The sequence below is a fragment of the Streptomyces sp. NPDC006332 genome (assembly GCF_040612855.1).
In the GTDB taxonomy this organism is placed as follows: domain Bacteria; phylum Actinomycetota; class Actinomycetes; order Streptomycetales; family Streptomycetaceae; genus Streptomyces.
In genome coordinates this window covers 68,063-85,410 of the sequence record NZ_JBEXRA010000026.1, presented here as the reverse complement: position 1 = coordinate 85,410, position 17,348 = coordinate 68,063, and the positions used below count along the sequence as shown (strand labels likewise).

Below are 17,348 nucleotides of genomic sequence, written 5' to 3'. Positions count from 1 at the left end.
AGTGACTACTAGCGTTGAGCGCATGGGGGAACATTGCGTGAAGCGGGCTTACAAGTACCGTTTCTATCCGACGGTCGAACAGGCTGAACGACTGCTGCGGACCTTTGGTTGTGTCCGTAAGGTCTACAACCTGGCCCTGGAAGCTCGGAGCCGAGCCTGGACTGAACAAGGTCTCAGAGTCTCCTACGGACAAACATCGGCCATGTTGACCGAGTGGAAGCGAACTGAGGAGTTGTCTTACCTTGCGGAGGTGTCCTCGGTTCCCCTCCAGCAAGCCCTGAGACATCTGCAGTCTGCATTCGTGAGCTTCTTCGCCAAGCGCTCCGCATACCCGCGCTTCAAGTCCAGAAAGCGGTCCCGTGCTGCTGCCGAGTACACGCGGTCGGCGTTCACTTGGAGAAACGGTGAGCTGACGCTGGCGAAAATGACCGGGGCGCTTGACATCCGTTGGTCGCGACCGCCGCCGGAAGGGGCGGACCCTTCCACCGTGACAGTGTCCCGTGATGCTGCGGGGCGTTGGTTCGTTGCCCTTGTCGTCGAGGTCCGTCAGATGCAGAAGCCTCGAGTCGGCGGACCGGCCGTCGGGATCGATCTCGGACTCAACAGTCTCGTGACGTTTTCTACAGGGGAGAAAGTCTCCGCCCCTGGCTTCGAGAAGCGGGAACGCACCCGTCTGGCGAGGGCCCAGAAAGAGCTCGCTCGCAAGGAGAAGGGGTCGAGGAACAAGGCGAAGGCTCGGGAGAAGGTCGCCCGAATTCACGCCACCATCACCGATAGGCGCCGCGACTTTCTGCACAAGCTCTCTACGCGAATCGTCCAGGAAAACCAACTGGTCGCGATCGAAGATCTGGCGGTTCGGAATCTGATGGGCAATCGAAATCTGGCTCGGGCGATTTCGGACGTGTCGTGGTCGGAGTTGCGCGTCATGCTGGAGTACAAGTGTGCATGGTATGGACGTGAAGTGGTCGTTGTTGATCGGTTCTTTCCGTCCAGCAAGACGTGCTCGGCATGTGGCCTGATCCGTGGTCCGCTGCCGCTCGGAGTCCGCGCATGGACATGCGAGGGCTGCGGTGCCCAGCACGACCGGGACCACAACGCTGCACAGAACATCCTGGCCGCCGGGCAGGCGGTGTCGGCCTGTGGAGGCCGCGTCAGTCCTCAACGGAAATCCTCCGGACAGGCAGCGGGCGATGAAGCAGGAAGTCTCATGGTGCGAGCCGTGAGAGTTCCCGCCCCAGAGGGGCAGGAAGATGTCAAACGGCGAACTCCTGGAACGCGATGGACTTCTCGACCGGGTAGTACTCGCGGCCGAGCAGCTCACGGATGATGTAGCTGTTGCGGTACGCGCCCATGCCCAGGTCGGGGCTGGTGATGCTGTGGGTGTGAACGCCGGCGTTCTGCAGGAACACGCCCCGGCCGGTGACGTCAATCGCGTAGTTGCGGGCGATGTCGTGGTTGCCGTGGGTGTCGTAGCGCAGCCGGTCGCGGACGGGCTTGAGGAACTCGGGCTCGGTGTATTTGTAGCCGGTGGCCAGGACCAGGCCCTCGGAGGCGAGTTCGTAGTCCTTGTCCTGCTCCTCGTGGCGCAGGGAGAGGGTGTACGTGCCGTTCTCGTACCGGGCGCCGTTCAGCGAGGAGTTGGTGAGCAGCCGGGTGGGCACCGGACCGCCGAGGTTCTTCTGGTAGAGCAGGTCGAAGATCTCGTTGATGAGGTCACCGTCGATGCCCTTGAACAGGCCCTTCTGCTCGCTGGTGAGGCGGTAGCGGGTCTGTTCCGGCAGCGCGTGGAAGTAGTCGACGTACTCCGGGGAGGTCATCTCCAGCGTGAGTTTCGTGTACTCCAGCGGGAAGAAGCGCGGGGAACGGGTGACCCAGTTCAGCCGGTAGCCGTGGACGTCGATCTCGCTGAGGAGGTCGTAGTAGATCTCGGCGGCGGACTGACCGGAGCCCACCAGCGTGATCGACTCCTTGCGCTTCAGCTCCGCCCGGTGCTCCCGATAGCGGGAGTTGTGGACGAAGTCGCCGCCCAGGCCCTGGCAGGCCTCCGGCACGTGGGGCGGGGTGCCGGTGCCGAGGACCAGGTGGCGGGCGCGGAACACCTCACCGGCCGTGGTCCGCACCTCGTACAGTTCGGCGCCCTCGTCGTAGGTCACCTCGGTGACCGTCGTACCGAAGCGGACGTTGCTCAGTTTGTTCGCGGCCCAGCGGCAGTAGTCGTCGTACTCGACCCGCAGCGGGTAGAAGTTCTCGCGGATGTAGAACGAGTACAGCCGGCCCTTCTCCTTCAGGTAGTTGAGGAAGGAGTACGGCGAGGTCGGATCGGCGAGGGTGACCAGGTCCGACATGAACGGGGTCTGGAGGTGGGCGCCCTCCAGGAACATGCCGGAGTGCCACTCGAAACCGGGCTTCGACTCGAGGAAGACAGCGTCGAGTTCGTCGATGGGCTCGGTCAGGCAGGCCAGGCCGAGATTGAACGGGCCGAGCCCGATCCCCACGACGTCATGGGTTCTGGTCGGGTTGTCAGGACGCGCGGTCAAGGGACTCTCCCAGGTACTGCTCGGCGTGGCCGGCGATCAGGTCGAGTACGGCGGCCATGTCGTCGACCGTCGTCTCGGGGTTGAGCAGGGTGAACTTCAGGTAGTGGCGGGCGCCCACCTTGGTGCCGGCGACCACCGCGTCACCGGAGGCGAACAGGGCCTTGCGGGCGTACAGGTTGGCGCGGTCGATCTCGGACGGGTCGGTGACGGCGGCCGGGATGTAGCGGAAGACGAGGGTGGAGAGGGTCGGCTCGACCACGACGTCGAAGCGCGGGTCGGCGGCGAGCAGTTTCCAGCCCTCCACTGCCAGGTCGCAGACCTCGTCGAAGAGCTGCCCGATGCCGTCGGCGCCCATCACCCGCAGGGTCATCCACAGCTTGAGCGCGTCGAAGCGACGGGTGGTCTGCAGGGACTTGTCCACCTGGTTGGGGATGCGTTCGCGCACCATGCGCTGCGGGTTGAGGTACTCCGCGTGATAGGTGGCGTGCCGCAGGGTGCTCGCGTCCCTGACCAGGACCGCCGACGAACTCACCGGCTGGAAGAAGGACTTGTGGTAGTCGACGGTGACTGAGTCGGCGTGTTCGATGCCGTCGATACGGTCCCGGTGCCTCACCGAGGCGAGCAGCCCGCAGCCGTAGGCGGCGTCGACGTGCATCCACACGCCGTACTGCTCACACAGTTCGGCGATCTCCGGAAGCGGGTCGATGGAGCCGAAGTCGGTGGTGCCGGCGGTGGCGACGACGGCCATCGGGACGAGGCCGTCCTGCTCGCAGCGCTCCAGTTCGCGGGCGAGCGCGACGGTCTGCATGCGCTTGTCGTCGCCGACCGGGATCGACACCACGGCGTCCTGGCTCAGGCCGAGCAGTTTCGCGGACTTCTTCACGCTGAAGTGGCTGACCTCGGAGGCGAAGACGCGCAGTTTCGAGAAGGAGTCCGCGGCTTCCCGCCCTTCCCGTCCGGGCTTGGCCTCCTCACGGGCGAGCAGCAGCGCCTGGAGGTTGGACTGGGTGCCGCCGGAGGTGAACACGCCGTCGGCGTTCGGTCCGAGCCCGATGCGTCCGGTCGTCCAGTCGATGAGCTTGCGCTCGATGAGGGTGCCGCCGGCCGACTGGTCCCAGGTGTCCAGGGAGGAGTTGACGGCGGAGAGGATCGCCTCGCCGAGCACGGCCGGGATGACGACCGGGCAGTTGAGGTGGGCGAGGTAGCGGGGGTGGTGGAAGTAGACCGCGTCCCGGAGGTAGACGTCCTCCAGTTCGTCGAGCACCGCGGTGGTGTCGTGCAGCGGCCGGTCGAGGTCGATCCCGTCGATGCGGGAGGAGAGGGCGTCGACCGTGACGCCGGTGAACGGACGGGAGGTGGTGGCGAGTTTGGCCGCCACCCGCTCGATTCCTTCGGTCGCGGAGCGACGGTAGTGCTCCGCGGTCGTGTCGTTGAGCAGGTGCGAGCGCATTGCGGGTCCTCCGGTGGGGACGGTCCGTGGGGCGGGGGAGCAGGGCGGGGCCTCGGCTTCAACTTAGGTTAGCCTAACCAAAGTTGATCGGGTGAAACGCCACGGCTGCCGTGACCGGGGTCACTTCGGGTCCTGGCTGGCCCGGCCCGGCCCGGCCCGGCGTCGGAGGCGGCCCGGCACCGGCCCGGCGTCGGGGGTCGGTCGCGGTACGGCGTCGGGGATCGTCGGGGCCGGGGGCCGGGGGCCGGGGGCCGGGGGCCGGGGGTCGTCGCGGTCGGGCGCCGGGAGCCGTCGTGTGCCGGGCATAGGGGATCGGTCGGGGGATGAATCACTCCCGCTCGCGCAGCTGCTCCTCCGTCAGTCCCCGGCGCCAGTAGCCGACGAAGGTCACCCTGCGCCGGTCGACCCCCCGCTCGCGCACGAAGTGCCGACGCAGCTCCTTCACGCACCCCGACTCGCCCGCGATCCAGACGTACGGGCGCTCGGCGAGCGGAAGTTGGGCGTCCCGCAGCGCGTCGAGGGCCATGGGGGATCCCTCGGAGCCTGCCTCGTTCCGCACCAGCCAGGTGATCTCCGCGTCCGCCTCGGTCACCAGGTCCTGCACATCGGCGGCGTGCGGCACCTCCAGCCAGACCCGGGCGCGGGTGCCGGCCGGCAGCGACTCGACGATGCCGCAGACGGCCGGGACGGCGCTCTCGTCGCCCCAGACGACCACCAGGTCGGTGTCCACGGGTGGCCGGAAACGGATGGCCCGGTTGTCCGCGATCGCCGGACCCAGCAGCAGGATCCGGTCCCCGGCGGCGGCCCGCGCCGCCCACCCGGAGGCCGGGCCGGCCGGAGTGTGCAGCACGAAGTCGATGTCGATCTCGTCGGGAGCGCGACGCAGTGCCCGCAGCGTGTACGAGCGCATCACGGCCCGTACGTCGTCCGGGAGTTCACGCCAGCCCTGCCACCAGCCGTCACCGAGTTCGATCGGGACGGCGGGCTCGGCCTGGCCCGGGTGCGGGAGGAACAGCGACAGGGACTGGTCCCGACCGTCGGAGGAGAAGGCGTGCAGATCCTCCCCGCCGAAGGTCACCCGGACCAGAGACGGACCGAGCCGCCTCGTCCGTACGACCTGGAGGGAGAAGAAACGGAACGGGGCGGCTACGGCGGTCGTCATGGGGCAACTCCTGAATCGACGTCAGGTGCACGTACCTAGGGGCGTGGAGCGGGGGTGACACGCGGTTTCGCCGCGGGGCGCGACCAGCCTGAACCGGTCGACACTCGCCCCGCGAAGCTCAACCACCCCTGATCAACTGACCTTCTTCGCGTCCTCGATGGCCTTCGCGAGGTTCTCGACCATCGGCACACACTTGTCGTACGACAGGATCGGCTCGGGCGAGCGCGCGATGACCTGGCCGGCCTTGACCGCGGGCAGCTTCTTCCAGGTGGCCTCGGTGATGTCGGCCGGCTGGATGGTCGCGGTGCGGTCGTCCATCATGATGATGTCGGCGGGGTACTTGTCGACGTTCTCCCAGCTCAGCGTCTCGTACCAGCCGCCGGTCGCCTTCTTGGCGGACTCCGGGGGCTCGACGAAGTTCACGCCGAGGGCCTTGAAGTACTCCAGGTCGATGGAGAGGTTGGTGCCGGAGACGTAGAACGAGGTGTCCGCGGCGGAACCCGCCATCACCTTGATCTCCGGACGGGCCTTGGCGGCCTTGCGCAGCCGCGCGGAGGCGGCCTCGAAACGCTTCTTGGCGTCGGTGACCTTGGTGGCCGTCATGTCCGCGCCGAGCGACTCGGCCAGCTCCCACATGCGCGCGAGCGGCTTGGTCAGCTGACGGTCGAACACCGAGACGGCGACGCTCGGGGCCAGCTTGGCGATCTTGTCCTTCGACTTCTCGGGCACGTACCAGAGGGTGCCGGCGGCGTCGAAGGTGGTGGTGATCAGGACCTGCGGCGCGAAGGCCGCGTACTTCTCGATGTTGAACTGGTCCCACACGTTCCCGAAGACCGTCAGCTTGCTGACGTCCATGTCGCCGGCCTGGACGTCGGCCTTGCCGCTCTTCGTCGTGGTCGGGCCGAACACACCCTTGACCTCGATGCCGTAGTCGAAGAGGGCGGCGGCGACGCCGGTGAAAGCGACGATCTTCGTCGGGACCTCGTCCAGCTTCACGGCGGTGCCGCGGTCGTCCTTGAAGGTCCAGGGACCGGAGGCCTTGGCGGGCGTCGTCGAGCCCGAGCCGCCGCTCTCCGAGTCGCCGTCACCACAGGCGGCCAGGAAGGCGCCGAGCCCGAGCGCGCCGCCGGTGGCGAGCAGGCCGCGGCGGGAGAAGTTGGCGGTTCTGGCGTTCGGCATGGATGGGTCTGCTTTCGTGCGTATGGGGGCGACTGGGTACACGCCAACGATGGGTGGCGGAATGAGGCTTAGGTTAGCCTAACCTTCCATTTTGTCCAGAGGGCACCCGGCCTCCTGTTCCCGAATCACGGGGAGCGATGCCCGGCATACCGGTAAAGTCCGTGCAATGCCGAGAATCAAGGTCAGCGTGATCGTCCCTGTCCACAACACCGGCAAGTACGTTGACGATTGCGCGCCGTCGCTGCTGGGGCAGAGTCTGCCCGCCGACGAGTACGAGGTGATCTACGTCGACGACGGGTCGACGGACGACACACCGGGCCGGCTGGAGAAGATCGCGGTCGCGCATCCGAACGTCCAGGTGCACACCATGGCGAACTCGGGGTGGCCCGGTGCGCCGCGCAACCTCGGTATGCGGCACGCCCAGGGGGAGTACATCCAGTTCGTCGACCACGACGACACGCTCGGGCCCGAGGCCCTGGAGCGGCTGTACGAGCACGCGACGCGCAACGACGCCGACGTGGTGATCGGCAAGATGTCCACCAACATGGCGCGGCCCAGGCGGCTGTTCCGGCACACGGTGGACAACTGCACGATCGAGAACGACGAGTTGATGCAGAGCCTGTCGCCGCACAAGATGTTCCGGCGGGCGTTCGTGGAGTTACACGGGCTGCGGTTCCCGGAGGGGCCGTGGATCATGGAGGATCTGGCCTTCGTCAGCGCCGCCTACCTGAAGGCCGAACGGATCTCGATCCTCGCCGACTACCCCTGTTACTACTGGATGAAGAGGGACGACGGCGGCAACAACACCCGGCACCGCTTCAACCCTCGGCACGGGTTCTGGCCCAACCTTCGCTCCATCGTCCGCCAGATCAAGGACGGCACCACCCCTTCCGACGACATCGACGCGCTGCAGAACCGGCTGCTGCACCGCCTCTACCACGTGGAGATCCTCTCGAGGACCCGTGAGCCCGAGATCCTGCGCGAGGACCCGGCCGAGCAGCGGCTGCGCTTCGAGGCGGCCCGGGAGGTGGCGCGGGAGGAGTTCCCGGCCGCCGTGCGGGAGGCACTGCCCGCGGTGTCCCGGCTGCGGGCCGCGCTGCTGGAGCGCGGCGACTTCGACGGGGCGGTGGCGCTCGCGGAGCGCGTCCGCGACGTGACGGCACGCGGCAAGGTAGGCGAACCGCGGTGGGAGGACGGCTGTCTGGTCGCCGATGTCACCCTGGACCTGCTGCGCGGGGACGGCGAACCGCTGGTCCTCGTCGAGCGGGACGGGACGTGGTGGCTGGACCCGGAGCTGCTGGACGGGGTGCCGGGGACGGAGGACGGCTGGGAGGTTCCCGATCCGTTCCGGCGGGCTTGCGCGGAGCTGGTGGTGAAGGACCGGGACCGGGAGGACTGGTGGTACCCGGAGGGCGACCCGGAGGTGCGGCTGGAGCCGCTCGCGGAGGGGCGGTCTCGGCTCGTCGTGTCGGGGCGGCTGCGCCTCGACCCGGAGCGGCTGGCAGGCGGTCGGCCGCTGGAGCGCGGGGTCCACGACGTGTGGGCGCACGTCCAGCTGCTGGGCGTCGACCGGATGGTCCGGGTGACGGGCGACGGCACTCCGGGCGACCCGGCCGCGGGCCCGGCGCTGACCGGCGGGCGGCTCGCCCTGCCGTACTGGACCAAGGGCAAGGGCCAGCTCGCCCTCGATCTGGACCAGCGCCTGCGAAGACTCGGGCCCGACACGGAGGGTGTCGTCTCCGCGAACACCGCGCGTGCCCGGCGGTCGCTCGGGCTGCCGTACATGGCCGCCGCGGGGGGCGCCCCGCTTCCCGTCCAGGTCACCGTGTCCACCCTGACGGTCGAGGCCGAACTGGCCTCCGGAGCCGACGGGACGGCACGATTACGCCTCCCCGCCCGCCTCGAGCTCCCGGCCGGACGCCACCCGGTCACCTTCCCGAAGGCGGAGACCCCGGTCGCGTACGCCGTCGTCCGGGACGGCTCCCCGCTGCGGCTGGAAGGCCCGGCGTACGAGGCCGGCGCCGGGCGTCGGCTCCGGGACGCGGTCGCGGACAACCGGCGGGTCCGGCGTCTACGGCGGCGATTGGGCCGGTAGGGCCGTGCGGGAGACCGTGCTCGGCGGCCGACTTACGGCAGTTACCGGCCCGCGCCTGCCCTCCGGCGGGCGGCACGGGCCGACGACCGGATTCAGCCCACCAGCCCCAACTCCCGCGCGATCAGCATCCGCTGGACCTCGCTCGTGCCCTCGCCGATCTCCAGGATCTTGGAGTCGCGCCACATGCGGGCGACCGGGTACTCGTTCATGAAGCCGTAGCCGCCGTGGATCTGGGTGGCGTCGCGGGCGTTGTCCACGGCGATGGTCGAGGAGTACAGCTTGGCGAGGGCGGCCTCCTTCTTGAAGGGGTCGCCGCTCACCAGGCGGGAGGCCGCGTCACGCCAGGCGAGTCGGGCGGTGTGCGCCCGCATCTCCATGTCGGCGAGCTTGAACTGGATGGCCTGGTTGGCGCCGATCGGACGGCCGAAGGCCTCCCGTTCCCGCGCGTACTTCAGTGACTCGTCCACACAGCCCTGGGCCAGGCCGGTGGCGAGTGCCGCGATGGCGATCCGGCCCTCGTCCAGGATGCGCAGGAACTGGGCGTAGCCGCGGCCCTCCTCGCCGAGCAGGTTCGCCGCGGGGACCCGTACGTCGGAGAAGGACAACTCGCGGGTGTCGGAGGCGTTCCAGCCGACCTTCGAGTAGGGCGCGGCGACCGTGAAGCCGGGGGTGCCCGACGGAACGATGATCGCGGAGATCCGCGGGCTGCCGTCCGGCTTGCGGCCGGTCACCGCGGTGACCGTGACCAGGCCCGTGATGTCCGTGCCCGAGTTGGTGATGAAGCACTTGGTGCCGTTGATCACCCATTCGTCGGTGTCCGGGTCGAGCCGGGCCGTCGTCCGGGTGGCACCCGCGTCCGAACCGCCGTCCGGCTCGGTCAGGCCGAACGCGCCCAGCGTCTCGCCGGAGCACAGACGCGGCAACCACTCCCGCTTCTGGGCCTCGGTGCCGAAGAGATGGATGGGCATCGCGCCCAGCGAGACGCCCGCCTCCAGGGTGATCGCCACCGACGAGTCCACCCGCGCCAGCTCCTCCAGCGCGATACCCAGAGCCAGGTAGTCGCCGCCCATGCCGCCGTACTCCTCCGGGAACGGCAGCCCGAACAGCCCCATGCGGCCCATCTCGCGGACGATCTCGTACGGGAACTCGTGCCGCTCATAGAAGTCGCCGATCTTCGGCGCCACCACGTCGTGCGCGAACTCCTCGACGGTACGGCGGAGTTCTTCCAGTTCGGGGGAGAGACGGTGGTCCATGACGGTCACTGCTCCTTGCGGCTTTCGGGGTCCTCGTGGGACAGGGCTCGGACGGTGCGGGACGGGCTGGGTCGGCCCAGTCGGTCGGCCATCCACAGGCTTGTGGCGATGAGACGGTCGAGGTCGACTCCGGTGTCGATGCCGAGCCCCCGCAGCATCCACACGAGGTCTTCGGTGGCGAGGTTGCCGGTGGCGGACTTGGCGAACGGGCAGCCGCCGAGACCTCCGGCGGAGGCGTCGACCGTGCTGACCCCGTGCTGCAGGGCCGCATAGGTGTTGGCCAGCGCCTGGCCGTAGGTGTCGTGGAAGTGCACGCCGATGACGTCGGTCGGCACGCCCTGCTCGTTGAGCGCGGAGAGGAGCGCGAGGACATGGCCGGGGGTGGCGACCCCGATCGTGTCGCCGAGGCTCAGTTCGTCGCAGCCCATGTCCCGCAGCGCCGTGCACACGCGGACCACCTGGTGGACGGGGACCGGCCCCTCCCAGGGGTCGCCGAAGCACATGGAGACATAGCCGCGCACATGGGCGCCCTCGTCCTTGGCGCGGGCCACGACCGGCTCGAACACGGCCAGCGACTCGTCGAGCGTCCGGTTGAGGTTGGCCTTGGCGAAGGACTCCGTCGCGCTGGCGAACACGGCCACCCGGGTCGCGCCGAGGGCGAGCGCCCGTTCCAGGCCACGGTCGTTCGGCACCAGCACCGGGAGATCCACGGGCAGCTCGCTGACCAGGGGGAACAGTTGCTCCGCGTCGGCCAGTTGGGGCACCCACTTCGGGTGTACGAAGCTGGTGGCCTCGATCGTGGTCAGTCCCGCGCCGGCCAGTCGGCGGATAAACTCGGACTTGACCTCCGTGGGGACGGTCGCCTTCTCGTTCTGCAGTCCGTCGCGGGCGCCGACCTCGTGGATGCGTACCCGCGCGGGCAGGTTCGGTGCCGGTACGGCCATGGGGAGCTGCTGGGTGGTCATTCCGCCTCCTCGTGCGGCGCGATCACGGCGAGCACCTGGTCCATGGCGACCGTCGTGCCCGGTACGACGTCCAGTTCGGCGACCGTGCCGGCGTGCGGGGCGGAGATGACGTGCTCCATCTTCATCGCCTCGACGACCAGCAGGCTCTGGCCCGCCGTCACCTCGTCGCCGACGGCGACCTTCACGACGGTGACCGTGCCGGGCATGGGCGCGGTGAGCGAGTCGGCGCCCTCGTGGGCCCCGCGGTTGAGGGACGCGGCGACCGGGTCGTGGTCGCGCACCTGCCAGGAGTCGCCGTCGCGGCCCAGCCAGGTGCCGTCCGGCAGGGCGGCGAAGGTGTGGACGGTGCCGTCGAGGCGGAGGACGAACGGGGCTTCCCGTCCGGCGCCCGGGAGCCGGCTCGCGGCTGCCCGCAGGGGGGTCTCGGTGCCGTCGGGGAGTAGCTCGACGCCGCCGTCCGGCGCGGTGCGGACCCGGACGGTGACCGGGTCGTGGCCCGCGATCCGCAGGTGGTGCTCCGTCCACGCCCGGGTACCGCCCAGACGCCAGCCGTCCGGTACGGAGAACGGATCGACCCAGCCGGATCCCGAGCCGGGCCCGACGGTCGGCGCGGGGGCGAGGGCGGCGTGACGCAGCAGCGCCGCCGCCGTGTAGACCTCCGGCGGCACGTCGGCCGGTACGAGCCCGTCCACCTCCCGCTCCACCAGCCCCGTGTCCAACTCGCCCGCCACGACCGCCGGATGCGCCAGCAGCCGCCGCAGGAACCCGGCGTTCGTCTGCACGCCCAGCGTGACCGTCCCCGCGAGTGCCGCCCGGAGCTTCCTGAGCGCGGTCTCCCGGTCCGGCCCGTATGCGATCACCTTGGACAGCATCGGGTCGTACAGGCTGCCGACCTCGGTGCCCTCGCTGAGGCCGGAGTCGGTGCGTACGCCGTCGCCCTGGGGTTCGTGGAGCTGGAGCACCGTGCCGCCGGAGGGGAGGAAGCCACGCGCGCCCTCCTTGACGGACACCGTCTCGGCGCAGAGGCGGGCCTCGATCGCGTGCCCGGTGAGGCTGATGTCCTCCTGCCGGTACGGCAGCGGCTCGCCCGCCGCGACCCGCAGCTGCCACTCCACCAGATCGAGGCCGGTGACCAGTTCCGTGACCGGGTGTTCCACCTGGAGGCGGGTGTTCATCTCCATGAAGTAGTACGACGTCGGGTCGCCCCCGGGGACGATGAACTCGACCGTGCCCGCGCCCGCGTACCCGCACGAACGGGCCGCCTGGACCGCCGCCTCGCCCATCGCGGCCCGGGTCCGTTCGTCCAGCAGGACGGACGGCGCCTCCTCGATGAGCTTCTGGTGGCGGCGCTGCAGGGAGCACTCGCGTTCGCCCAGGTGGATCACCTGGCCGTGGCCGTCGGCCAGGACCTGGATCTCGATGTGCCGGGGCCGGTCCACCCACCGCTCCACGAGCAGCGTGTCGTCCCCGAAGGAGGCGCGGGCCTCGCGGCGGGCGGCGGCGATCTCGTCGGCCAGCAGCGAGGGGTCGCGCACCAGCCGCATGCCCTTGCCGCCCCCACCGGCGGAGGGCTTCAGCAGGACCGGGACGCCGACCTCCCGGGCGGCGTCGGCGAGTTCGGCATCCGTCAGCCCGCTGCCGCTCGACCCGGGCACCACCGGCACCCCGGCCGCCCGCACCGTCTCCTTGGCGCGGATCTTGTCGCCCATGAGGGCGATCGCCTCGGCCGGCGGCCCGATGAACACCAGTCCGGCGTCGGCGCATGCCCGCGCGAACCCGGCGTTCTCCGCCAGGAAGCCGTATCCGGGGTGGACTGCCTGGGCGCCGGTGCGCTCGGCCGCCGCCAGGAGCCGCTCGATCGACAGATAGCTCTCGGCGGCGGGCGCCGGACCGAGCCGGACGGCCGTGTCGGCCTCCAGGACGTGCCGTGCGTCGGCGTCCGCGTCGGAGTAGACGGCCACCGAGCGGACACCGAGCGAGCGCAGGGTGCGGATCACGCGGACGGCGATCTCGCCGCGGTTGGCCACGAGGACCGTGTCGAACATCGTCTGGCGGTGCGTCGTCTGGCGGTACATCGTCGACAAGTCCCTCACATCCGGAAGACGCCGAACTGGGGCTCGCCCAGTGGCGCGTTGGCACAGGCGGTCAGGGCGAGACCCAGCACCTGCCGGGTGTCCAGCGGGTCCACGACCCCGTCGTCCCACAGCCGGGCGGTGGCGTAGTAGGCGTTCCCCTGGCGCTCGTACTGCGCGCGGATCGGCGCCTTGAAGGCCTCTTCCTCCTCGGCGGGCCAGGTCTCCCCGCGCGCCTCGGACTGGTCCCGTTTGACGGTTGCGAGGACGGAGGCGGCCTGCTCGCCGCCCATGACCGAGATCTTGGCGTTGGGCCACATCCACAGGAAGCGCGGGGAGTAGGCCCGACCGCACATGGAATAGTTGCCGGCGCCGTACGACCCGCCGACGACGACGGTCAGCTTGGGGACGCGGGTGCACGCGACGGCCGTGACCATCTTGGCGCCGTGCTTGGCGATGCCGCCGGCCTCGTAGTCCTTGCCGACCATGAAGCCCGAGACGTTCTGCAGGAACAGCAGCGGGATGCCGCGCTGGTCGCACAGCTCGATGAAGTGGGCGCCCTTCTGCGCGGACTCGGAGAACAGGATGCCGTTGTTCGCGACGATGCCGACGGGGTGGCCGTGGATGCGGGCGAAGCCGGTGACCAGTGTCTGCCCGAACTCTGCCTTGAACTCGGCGAAACGGGAGCCGTCGACCACGCGCGCGATGATCTCGCGTACGTCGTAGGGGGTGCGTGAGTCGACCGGTACGGCGCCGTACAGCCCGTACGGGTCCACCTTCGGCTCGACCGAGGGCCGGACCTCCCAGGGGAGGGCGCCGCGCGCCGGGAGGGTGGCGGCGATGTTCCGCACGATCCGCAGGGCGTGCGCGTCGTCCTCCGCGAGGTGGTCGGTGACGCCGGACACCCGCGAGTGGACCTCGCCGCCGCCCAGTTCCTCGGCGGTGACGACCTCGCCGGTGGCCGCCTTCACCAGCGGAGGACCGCCGAGGAAGATGGTCCCCTGATTGCGGACGATGACGGCCTCGTCGCTCATCGCCGGGACGTACGCGCCACCCGCCGTGCAGGAACCGAGCACCGCCGCGATCTGCGGGATCCCCGCCCCCGACATCCGGGCCTGGTTGTAGAAGATCCGCCCGAAGTGCTCGCGGTCCGGGAAGACCTCGTCCTGCATGGGCAGGAAGGCCCCGCCGGAGTCGACCAGGTAGACGCAGGGGAGGCGGTTCTCCAGGGCCACCTCCTGGGCCCGCAGGTGCTTCTTCACCGTCATCGGGTAGTACGTGCCGCCCTTGACGGTGGCGTCATTGGCGACGATCACGCACTCACGCCCGCTGACCCGCCCGATCCCGGCGATGACACCGGCGGCCGGCGCCTGCCCCTCGTACATCCCGTCGGCGGCGAGGGGCGCCAGTTCCAGGAAGGGCGAGCCCGGGTCGAGGAGGGTGTCGACCCGGTCGCGGGGGAGCAGCTTCCCGCGCGCGGTGTGCCGGGCCCGCGCCTGCTCGCCGCCGCCCAGCCGGGCTGCGGCGAGCTTGCCGCGCAGCTCCTCGACGAGCCCGAGGTGGGCTTCCTCGTTGGCCCGCCAGGCCTCCGACGCGGGGTCTTCCCCCACGCTCGAAAGGACTCGCGCGGGGGGACCCCCATCGCTGGTCAGCTCCGCTGCCTCGTGCATCCTGCGATCCCCTCACCCAGCGACCGGACTGTTAATGAGCGTTAACCAACCCCTTCAGGTTAACGACCGCTAACCTCGCTGTCTAGAATTGCTTCCATGGCCACCAGAACCGACGCCCCCACCCGCCGTGAGCAGATCCTCAAGCAGGCCGCGCGGCTGTTCGCCGAACGTGGCTTCCACGGCGTGGGCGTGGACGAGATAGGCGCCGCGGTCGGGATCAGCGGTCCCGGTCTCTACCGGCACTTCACGGGCAAGGACGCGATGCTCGCCGAGTTGCTGGTGGGGATCAGCGGCCGACTGCTGACGGGCGCGAAACGGCGTCTGCAGGAGGCCGACGGCGTCGCCCCCGGGGCGGTCCTCGACTCCCTCATCGAGGGCCATATCGACTTCGCCCTGGACGACCGGCCGCTGATCACCCTCCACGACCGCGAGCTGGACCGCCTGAGGGACAGCGACCGCAAACTGGTGCGGCAGTTGCAGCGGCAGTACGTGGAGCTGTGGGTCGGCGTGGTGCGCGAGGTGTACCCGGGACTGGACGAGCCGGCGGCGCGCTCCGCCGTGCACTCGGTGTTCGGCCTGCTGAACTCGACCCCGCACCTGGGGCGGGCGGGCTCACTGCCGGGCCGGGGGGCCACGGCGGAGCTGCTGCACCGGATGGCGCGGGGCGCGTTCGCGGCGGCCGAGTAGCGCCCCGCTCTTCGGCCACCCCCGACCCCGCTCACACGTGACGAGCATTACCTGAACGCGCCTTCCAACTCACCCCTACTCGCCGGTACCGTTAGGTGAGCAAGCGCTTAGCCGTCTGGAACCGCACTCATCGATTGAGGAACCCTCACGGCGAGCAACCAGGTACGCGAGAGCGGCGCCGGTTTAGGCGCAAGGAAGGGTGGCGGTCGTGCGCCGTACGGTGTTCAACGAGGATCACGAGGCGTTCCGGGAGACCCTCCGGGCCTTCATCGAGGCCGAGGTCGTCCCCGTCTACGACGAGTGGTTCGCCGCGGGCCAGGCACCGCGCGACTTCTACTACAAGCTCGCCGAGCTCGGCGTCTTCGGCATTCGCGTGGACGAGGAGTTCGGCGGCGCCGGCATCGACTCGTACAAGTTCGAAGCCGTGATGTACGAGGAGACCGCCCGCGCGGGCGTCCAGTTCGGCGGCTCCGGTGTGCACGTGCTGCTGGGCCTGCCGTACATCAAGATGCTCGCCACCGACGAGCAGAAGAAGCGCTTCCTGCCGAAGTTCGTCTCCGGTGAGGAGATGTGGGCCCTCGCGATGACCGAGCCGGGCACCGGCTCCGACCTCGCGGGCATGAAGACCACCGCGAAGCTCTCCGAGGACGGCACGCACTACGTCCTCAACGGCTCCAAGACCTTCATCACCGGCGGCGTGCACGCCGACCGCGTGATCGTCTGCGCCCGTACCTCCGCGCCCACCGCCGAGGACCGCCGGCACGGCATCTCGCTGTTCGCCGTGGACACCAAGTCCGAGGGCTACTCCATAGGCCGCAAGCTCGACAAGCTCGGCCTGAAGACCTCCGACACCGCCGAGCTGGCGTTCGTCGACGTCAAGGTCCCCGTCGAGGACCTCCTCGGCGAGGAGAACAAGGGCTTCTACTACCTCGGTCACAACCTGGCCTCCGAGCGCTGGGGCATCGCCTTCGGGGCCTACGCCCAGGCCAAGGCCGCCGTCCGGTTCGCCAAGGAGTACGTGCAGGACCGCACGGTCTTCGGCAAGCCCGTCGCCTCCTTCCAGAACACCAAGTTCGAACTGGCCGCCTGCCAGGCCGAGGTGGACGCCGCCGAGGCCGTCGCCGACCGCGCCCTGGAGGCCCTGGACGCCGGCGAGCTGACCCCCGCCGAGGCCGCCAGCGCCAAGCTGTTCTGCACCGAGGTCGCCCACCGCGTGATCGACCGCTGCCTCCAGCTGCACGGCGGCTACGGCTTCATGAACGAGTACCCGATCGCCCGTCTGTACGCGGACAACCGCGTCAACCGCATCTACGGCGGGACCAGCGAGATCATGAAGTCGATCATCGCGAAGGACATGGGTCTGTAAGGTCCGCGAAATTACCTGCCGGTAGAACTGACCCCATGAGTCAGGCACTACAAGATCTCCTCGATCTGCTCGACCTCGAGCAGATCGAGGAGAACATCTTCCGCGGCCAGTCCCGCTTCGCCGTGATCCCCCGGGTCTTCGGCGGCCAGGTCGCGGCCCAGGCGCTGGTCGCCGCCGGACGGACGGTCTCCGAGGACCGTCTCGCCCACTCCCTGCACGCGTACTTCCTGCGACCGGGTGACCCCGGCGCGCCCATCGTCTACACGGTCGAGCGGATGAACGACGGTCGTTCCTTCACCGCCCGCCGGGTCCTCGCGGTGCAGCACGGACAGCCGATCTTCGCCCTGTCCGCCTCCTTCCAGCGTTACGAGGAGGGCTTCGAGCACCAGACCGCGAAGCCCGACGCCCCGGACCCCGCCACGCTGCCCACCTCCGAGGAGCGGCTGCGCGGCTACGGCCACATCGCTCCCGAGGTCGTCGAGAGGTTCCTGGAGGCACGCGAGGCGATCGACCTGCGCTACGTCGACGAGCCGCCGTACGGACGCTTCGGCGAGCCGCGCGAGCCGCACTCCCAGGTCTGGTTCCGCACCAACGGCAAGCTGGCGGACGACCCGCTGCTGCACGTCGTCCTTGCCACGTACGTCTCCGACATGACCCTGCTCGACTCGGTCCTGCTCGCGCACGGGCGCGGGGGATGGGCCGTCGGGGACGTGGTGGGCGCGTCACTGGACCACGCGATGTGGTTCCACCGCCCGTTCCGCGCCGACGAATGGCTCCTGTACGACCAGGAGTCGCCGACCGCGCACGGCGGCCGGGGTCTCGGCCAGGCCCGCATCTACACGCAGGACGGCCGGCTCGCCATCTCCGTGATCCAGGAGGGCGTGGTCCGCGCCCCTCGGGAACGCTGAGGGC

At 69.7% G+C, this 17,348-nt stretch carries 13 protein-coding genes; 5 read left to right on the top strand and 8 right to left on the bottom strand.

Annotation, left to right across the window (positions count from 1 at the left end; genetic code table 11):
* Positions 1 to 22 precede the first annotated feature (22 nt).
* Positions 23 to 1,327, top strand: coding sequence for an RNA-guided endonuclease TnpB family protein (locus ABZ027_RS23490; protein ID WP_356771383.1), 1,305 nt, complete (start codon positions 23 to 25; stop codon positions 1,325 to 1,327).
* Here the strand turns inward: ABZ027_RS23490 and ABZ027_RS23485 are convergent.
* The 4 genes from ABZ027_RS23485 to ABZ027_RS23470 all read right to left on the bottom strand — a co-directional run bounded on the left by ABZ027_RS23485 (position 1,254) and on the right by ABZ027_RS23470 (position 6,328).
* Positions 1,254 to 2,537 (bottom strand): lysine N(6)-hydroxylase/L-ornithine N(5)-oxygenase family protein, encoded by a 1,284-nt coding sequence (locus ABZ027_RS23485; RefSeq protein ID WP_356771381.1) that lies wholly within the window; start codon positions 2,535 to 2,537, stop codon positions 1,254 to 1,256. The two genes, ABZ027_RS23490 and ABZ027_RS23485, sit on opposite strands and share 74 nt — an antisense overlap.
* A complete protein-coding gene (desA, locus tag ABZ027_RS23480) occupies positions 2,521 to 3,987 on the bottom strand; it encodes a lysine decarboxylase DesA (RefSeq protein ID WP_356771379.1) in 1,467 nt (488 codons plus the stop codon). The genes ABZ027_RS23485 and desA overlap by 17 nt, the downstream gene beginning before the upstream one ends.
* Positions 3,988 to 4,315: 328 nt before the next feature.
* On the bottom strand, positions 4,316 to 5,149 hold the full coding sequence (locus ABZ027_RS23475; protein WP_356771377.1) for a siderophore-interacting protein: 834 nt from the start codon (positions 5,147 to 5,149) through the stop codon (positions 4,316 to 4,318).
* A gap of 132 nt (positions 5,150 to 5,281) precedes the next feature.
* The gene (locus ABZ027_RS23470) at positions 5,282 to 6,328 is read right to left on the bottom strand and encodes an ABC transporter substrate-binding protein (protein ID WP_356771375.1); all 1,047 of its coding nucleotides are present in this window, start codon (positions 6,326 to 6,328) and stop codon (positions 5,282 to 5,284) included.
* Positions 6,329 to 6,494: 166 nt separating this feature from the next.
* Here ABZ027_RS23470 and ABZ027_RS23465 point away from each other — a divergent pair, with 166 nt between their 5' ends.
* On the top strand, positions 6,495 to 8,423 hold the full coding sequence (locus ABZ027_RS23465) for a glycosyltransferase family 2 protein (protein ID WP_356771373.1): 1,929 nt from the start codon (positions 6,495 to 6,497) through the stop codon (positions 8,421 to 8,423).
* Between the two features lie 92 nt (positions 8,424 to 8,515).
* Here the strand turns inward: ABZ027_RS23465 and ABZ027_RS23460 are convergent, their stop codons facing one another.
* From ABZ027_RS23460 to ABZ027_RS23445, 4 genes are read right to left on the bottom strand one after another with little or no spacing between them, the layout of a single operon-like run.
* Complete coding sequence (locus tag ABZ027_RS23460) at positions 8,516 to 9,676, bottom strand: acyl-CoA dehydrogenase family protein (RefSeq protein ID WP_356771371.1); 1,161 nt, start codon at positions 9,674 to 9,676, stop codon at positions 8,516 to 8,518.
* 5 nt (positions 9,677 to 9,681) lie between these two features.
* The gene (locus ABZ027_RS23455; protein ID WP_356771369.1) at positions 9,682 to 10,641 is read right to left on the bottom strand and encodes a hydroxymethylglutaryl-CoA lyase; all 960 of its coding nucleotides are present in this window, start codon (positions 10,639 to 10,641) and stop codon (positions 9,682 to 9,684) included.
* A complete protein-coding gene (locus ABZ027_RS23450) occupies positions 10,638 to 12,686 on the bottom strand; it encodes an acetyl/propionyl/methylcrotonyl-CoA carboxylase subunit alpha (protein ID WP_356771462.1) in 2,049 nt (682 codons plus the stop codon). The genes ABZ027_RS23455 and ABZ027_RS23450 overlap by 4 nt, the downstream gene beginning before the upstream one ends.
* 44 nt (positions 12,687 to 12,730) lie before the next feature.
* On the bottom strand, positions 12,731 to 14,383 hold the full coding sequence (locus ABZ027_RS23445) for a carboxyl transferase domain-containing protein (RefSeq protein ID WP_356771367.1): 1,653 nt from the start codon (positions 14,381 to 14,383) through the stop codon (positions 12,731 to 12,733).
* A 96-nt stretch (positions 14,384 to 14,479) separates the two neighbouring features.
* Here ABZ027_RS23445 and ABZ027_RS23440 point away from each other — a divergent pair, with 96 nt between their 5' ends.
* From ABZ027_RS23440 to ABZ027_RS23430, 3 genes are all read left to right on the top strand, one after another.
* Entirely contained in the window at positions 14,480 to 15,070 is a 591-nt protein-coding gene (locus tag ABZ027_RS23440) for a TetR/AcrR family transcriptional regulator (RefSeq protein ID WP_356771365.1), read from the top strand.
* Positions 15,071 to 15,278: 208 nt separating this feature from the next.
* Positions 15,279 to 16,436 carry an acyl-CoA dehydrogenase family protein gene (locus ABZ027_RS23435; protein ID WP_356771363.1) on the top strand — a complete coding sequence of 386 codons (1,158 nt, stop codon included), beginning with the start codon at positions 15,279 to 15,281 and terminating at the stop codon, positions 16,434 to 16,436.
* A 35-nt stretch (positions 16,437 to 16,471) separates the two neighbouring features.
* On the top strand, positions 16,472 to 17,344 hold the full coding sequence (locus ABZ027_RS23430) for an acyl-CoA thioesterase II (RefSeq protein ID WP_356771361.1): 873 nt from the start codon (positions 16,472 to 16,474) through the stop codon (positions 17,342 to 17,344).
* Positions 17,345 to 17,348 lie beyond the last annotated feature (4 nt).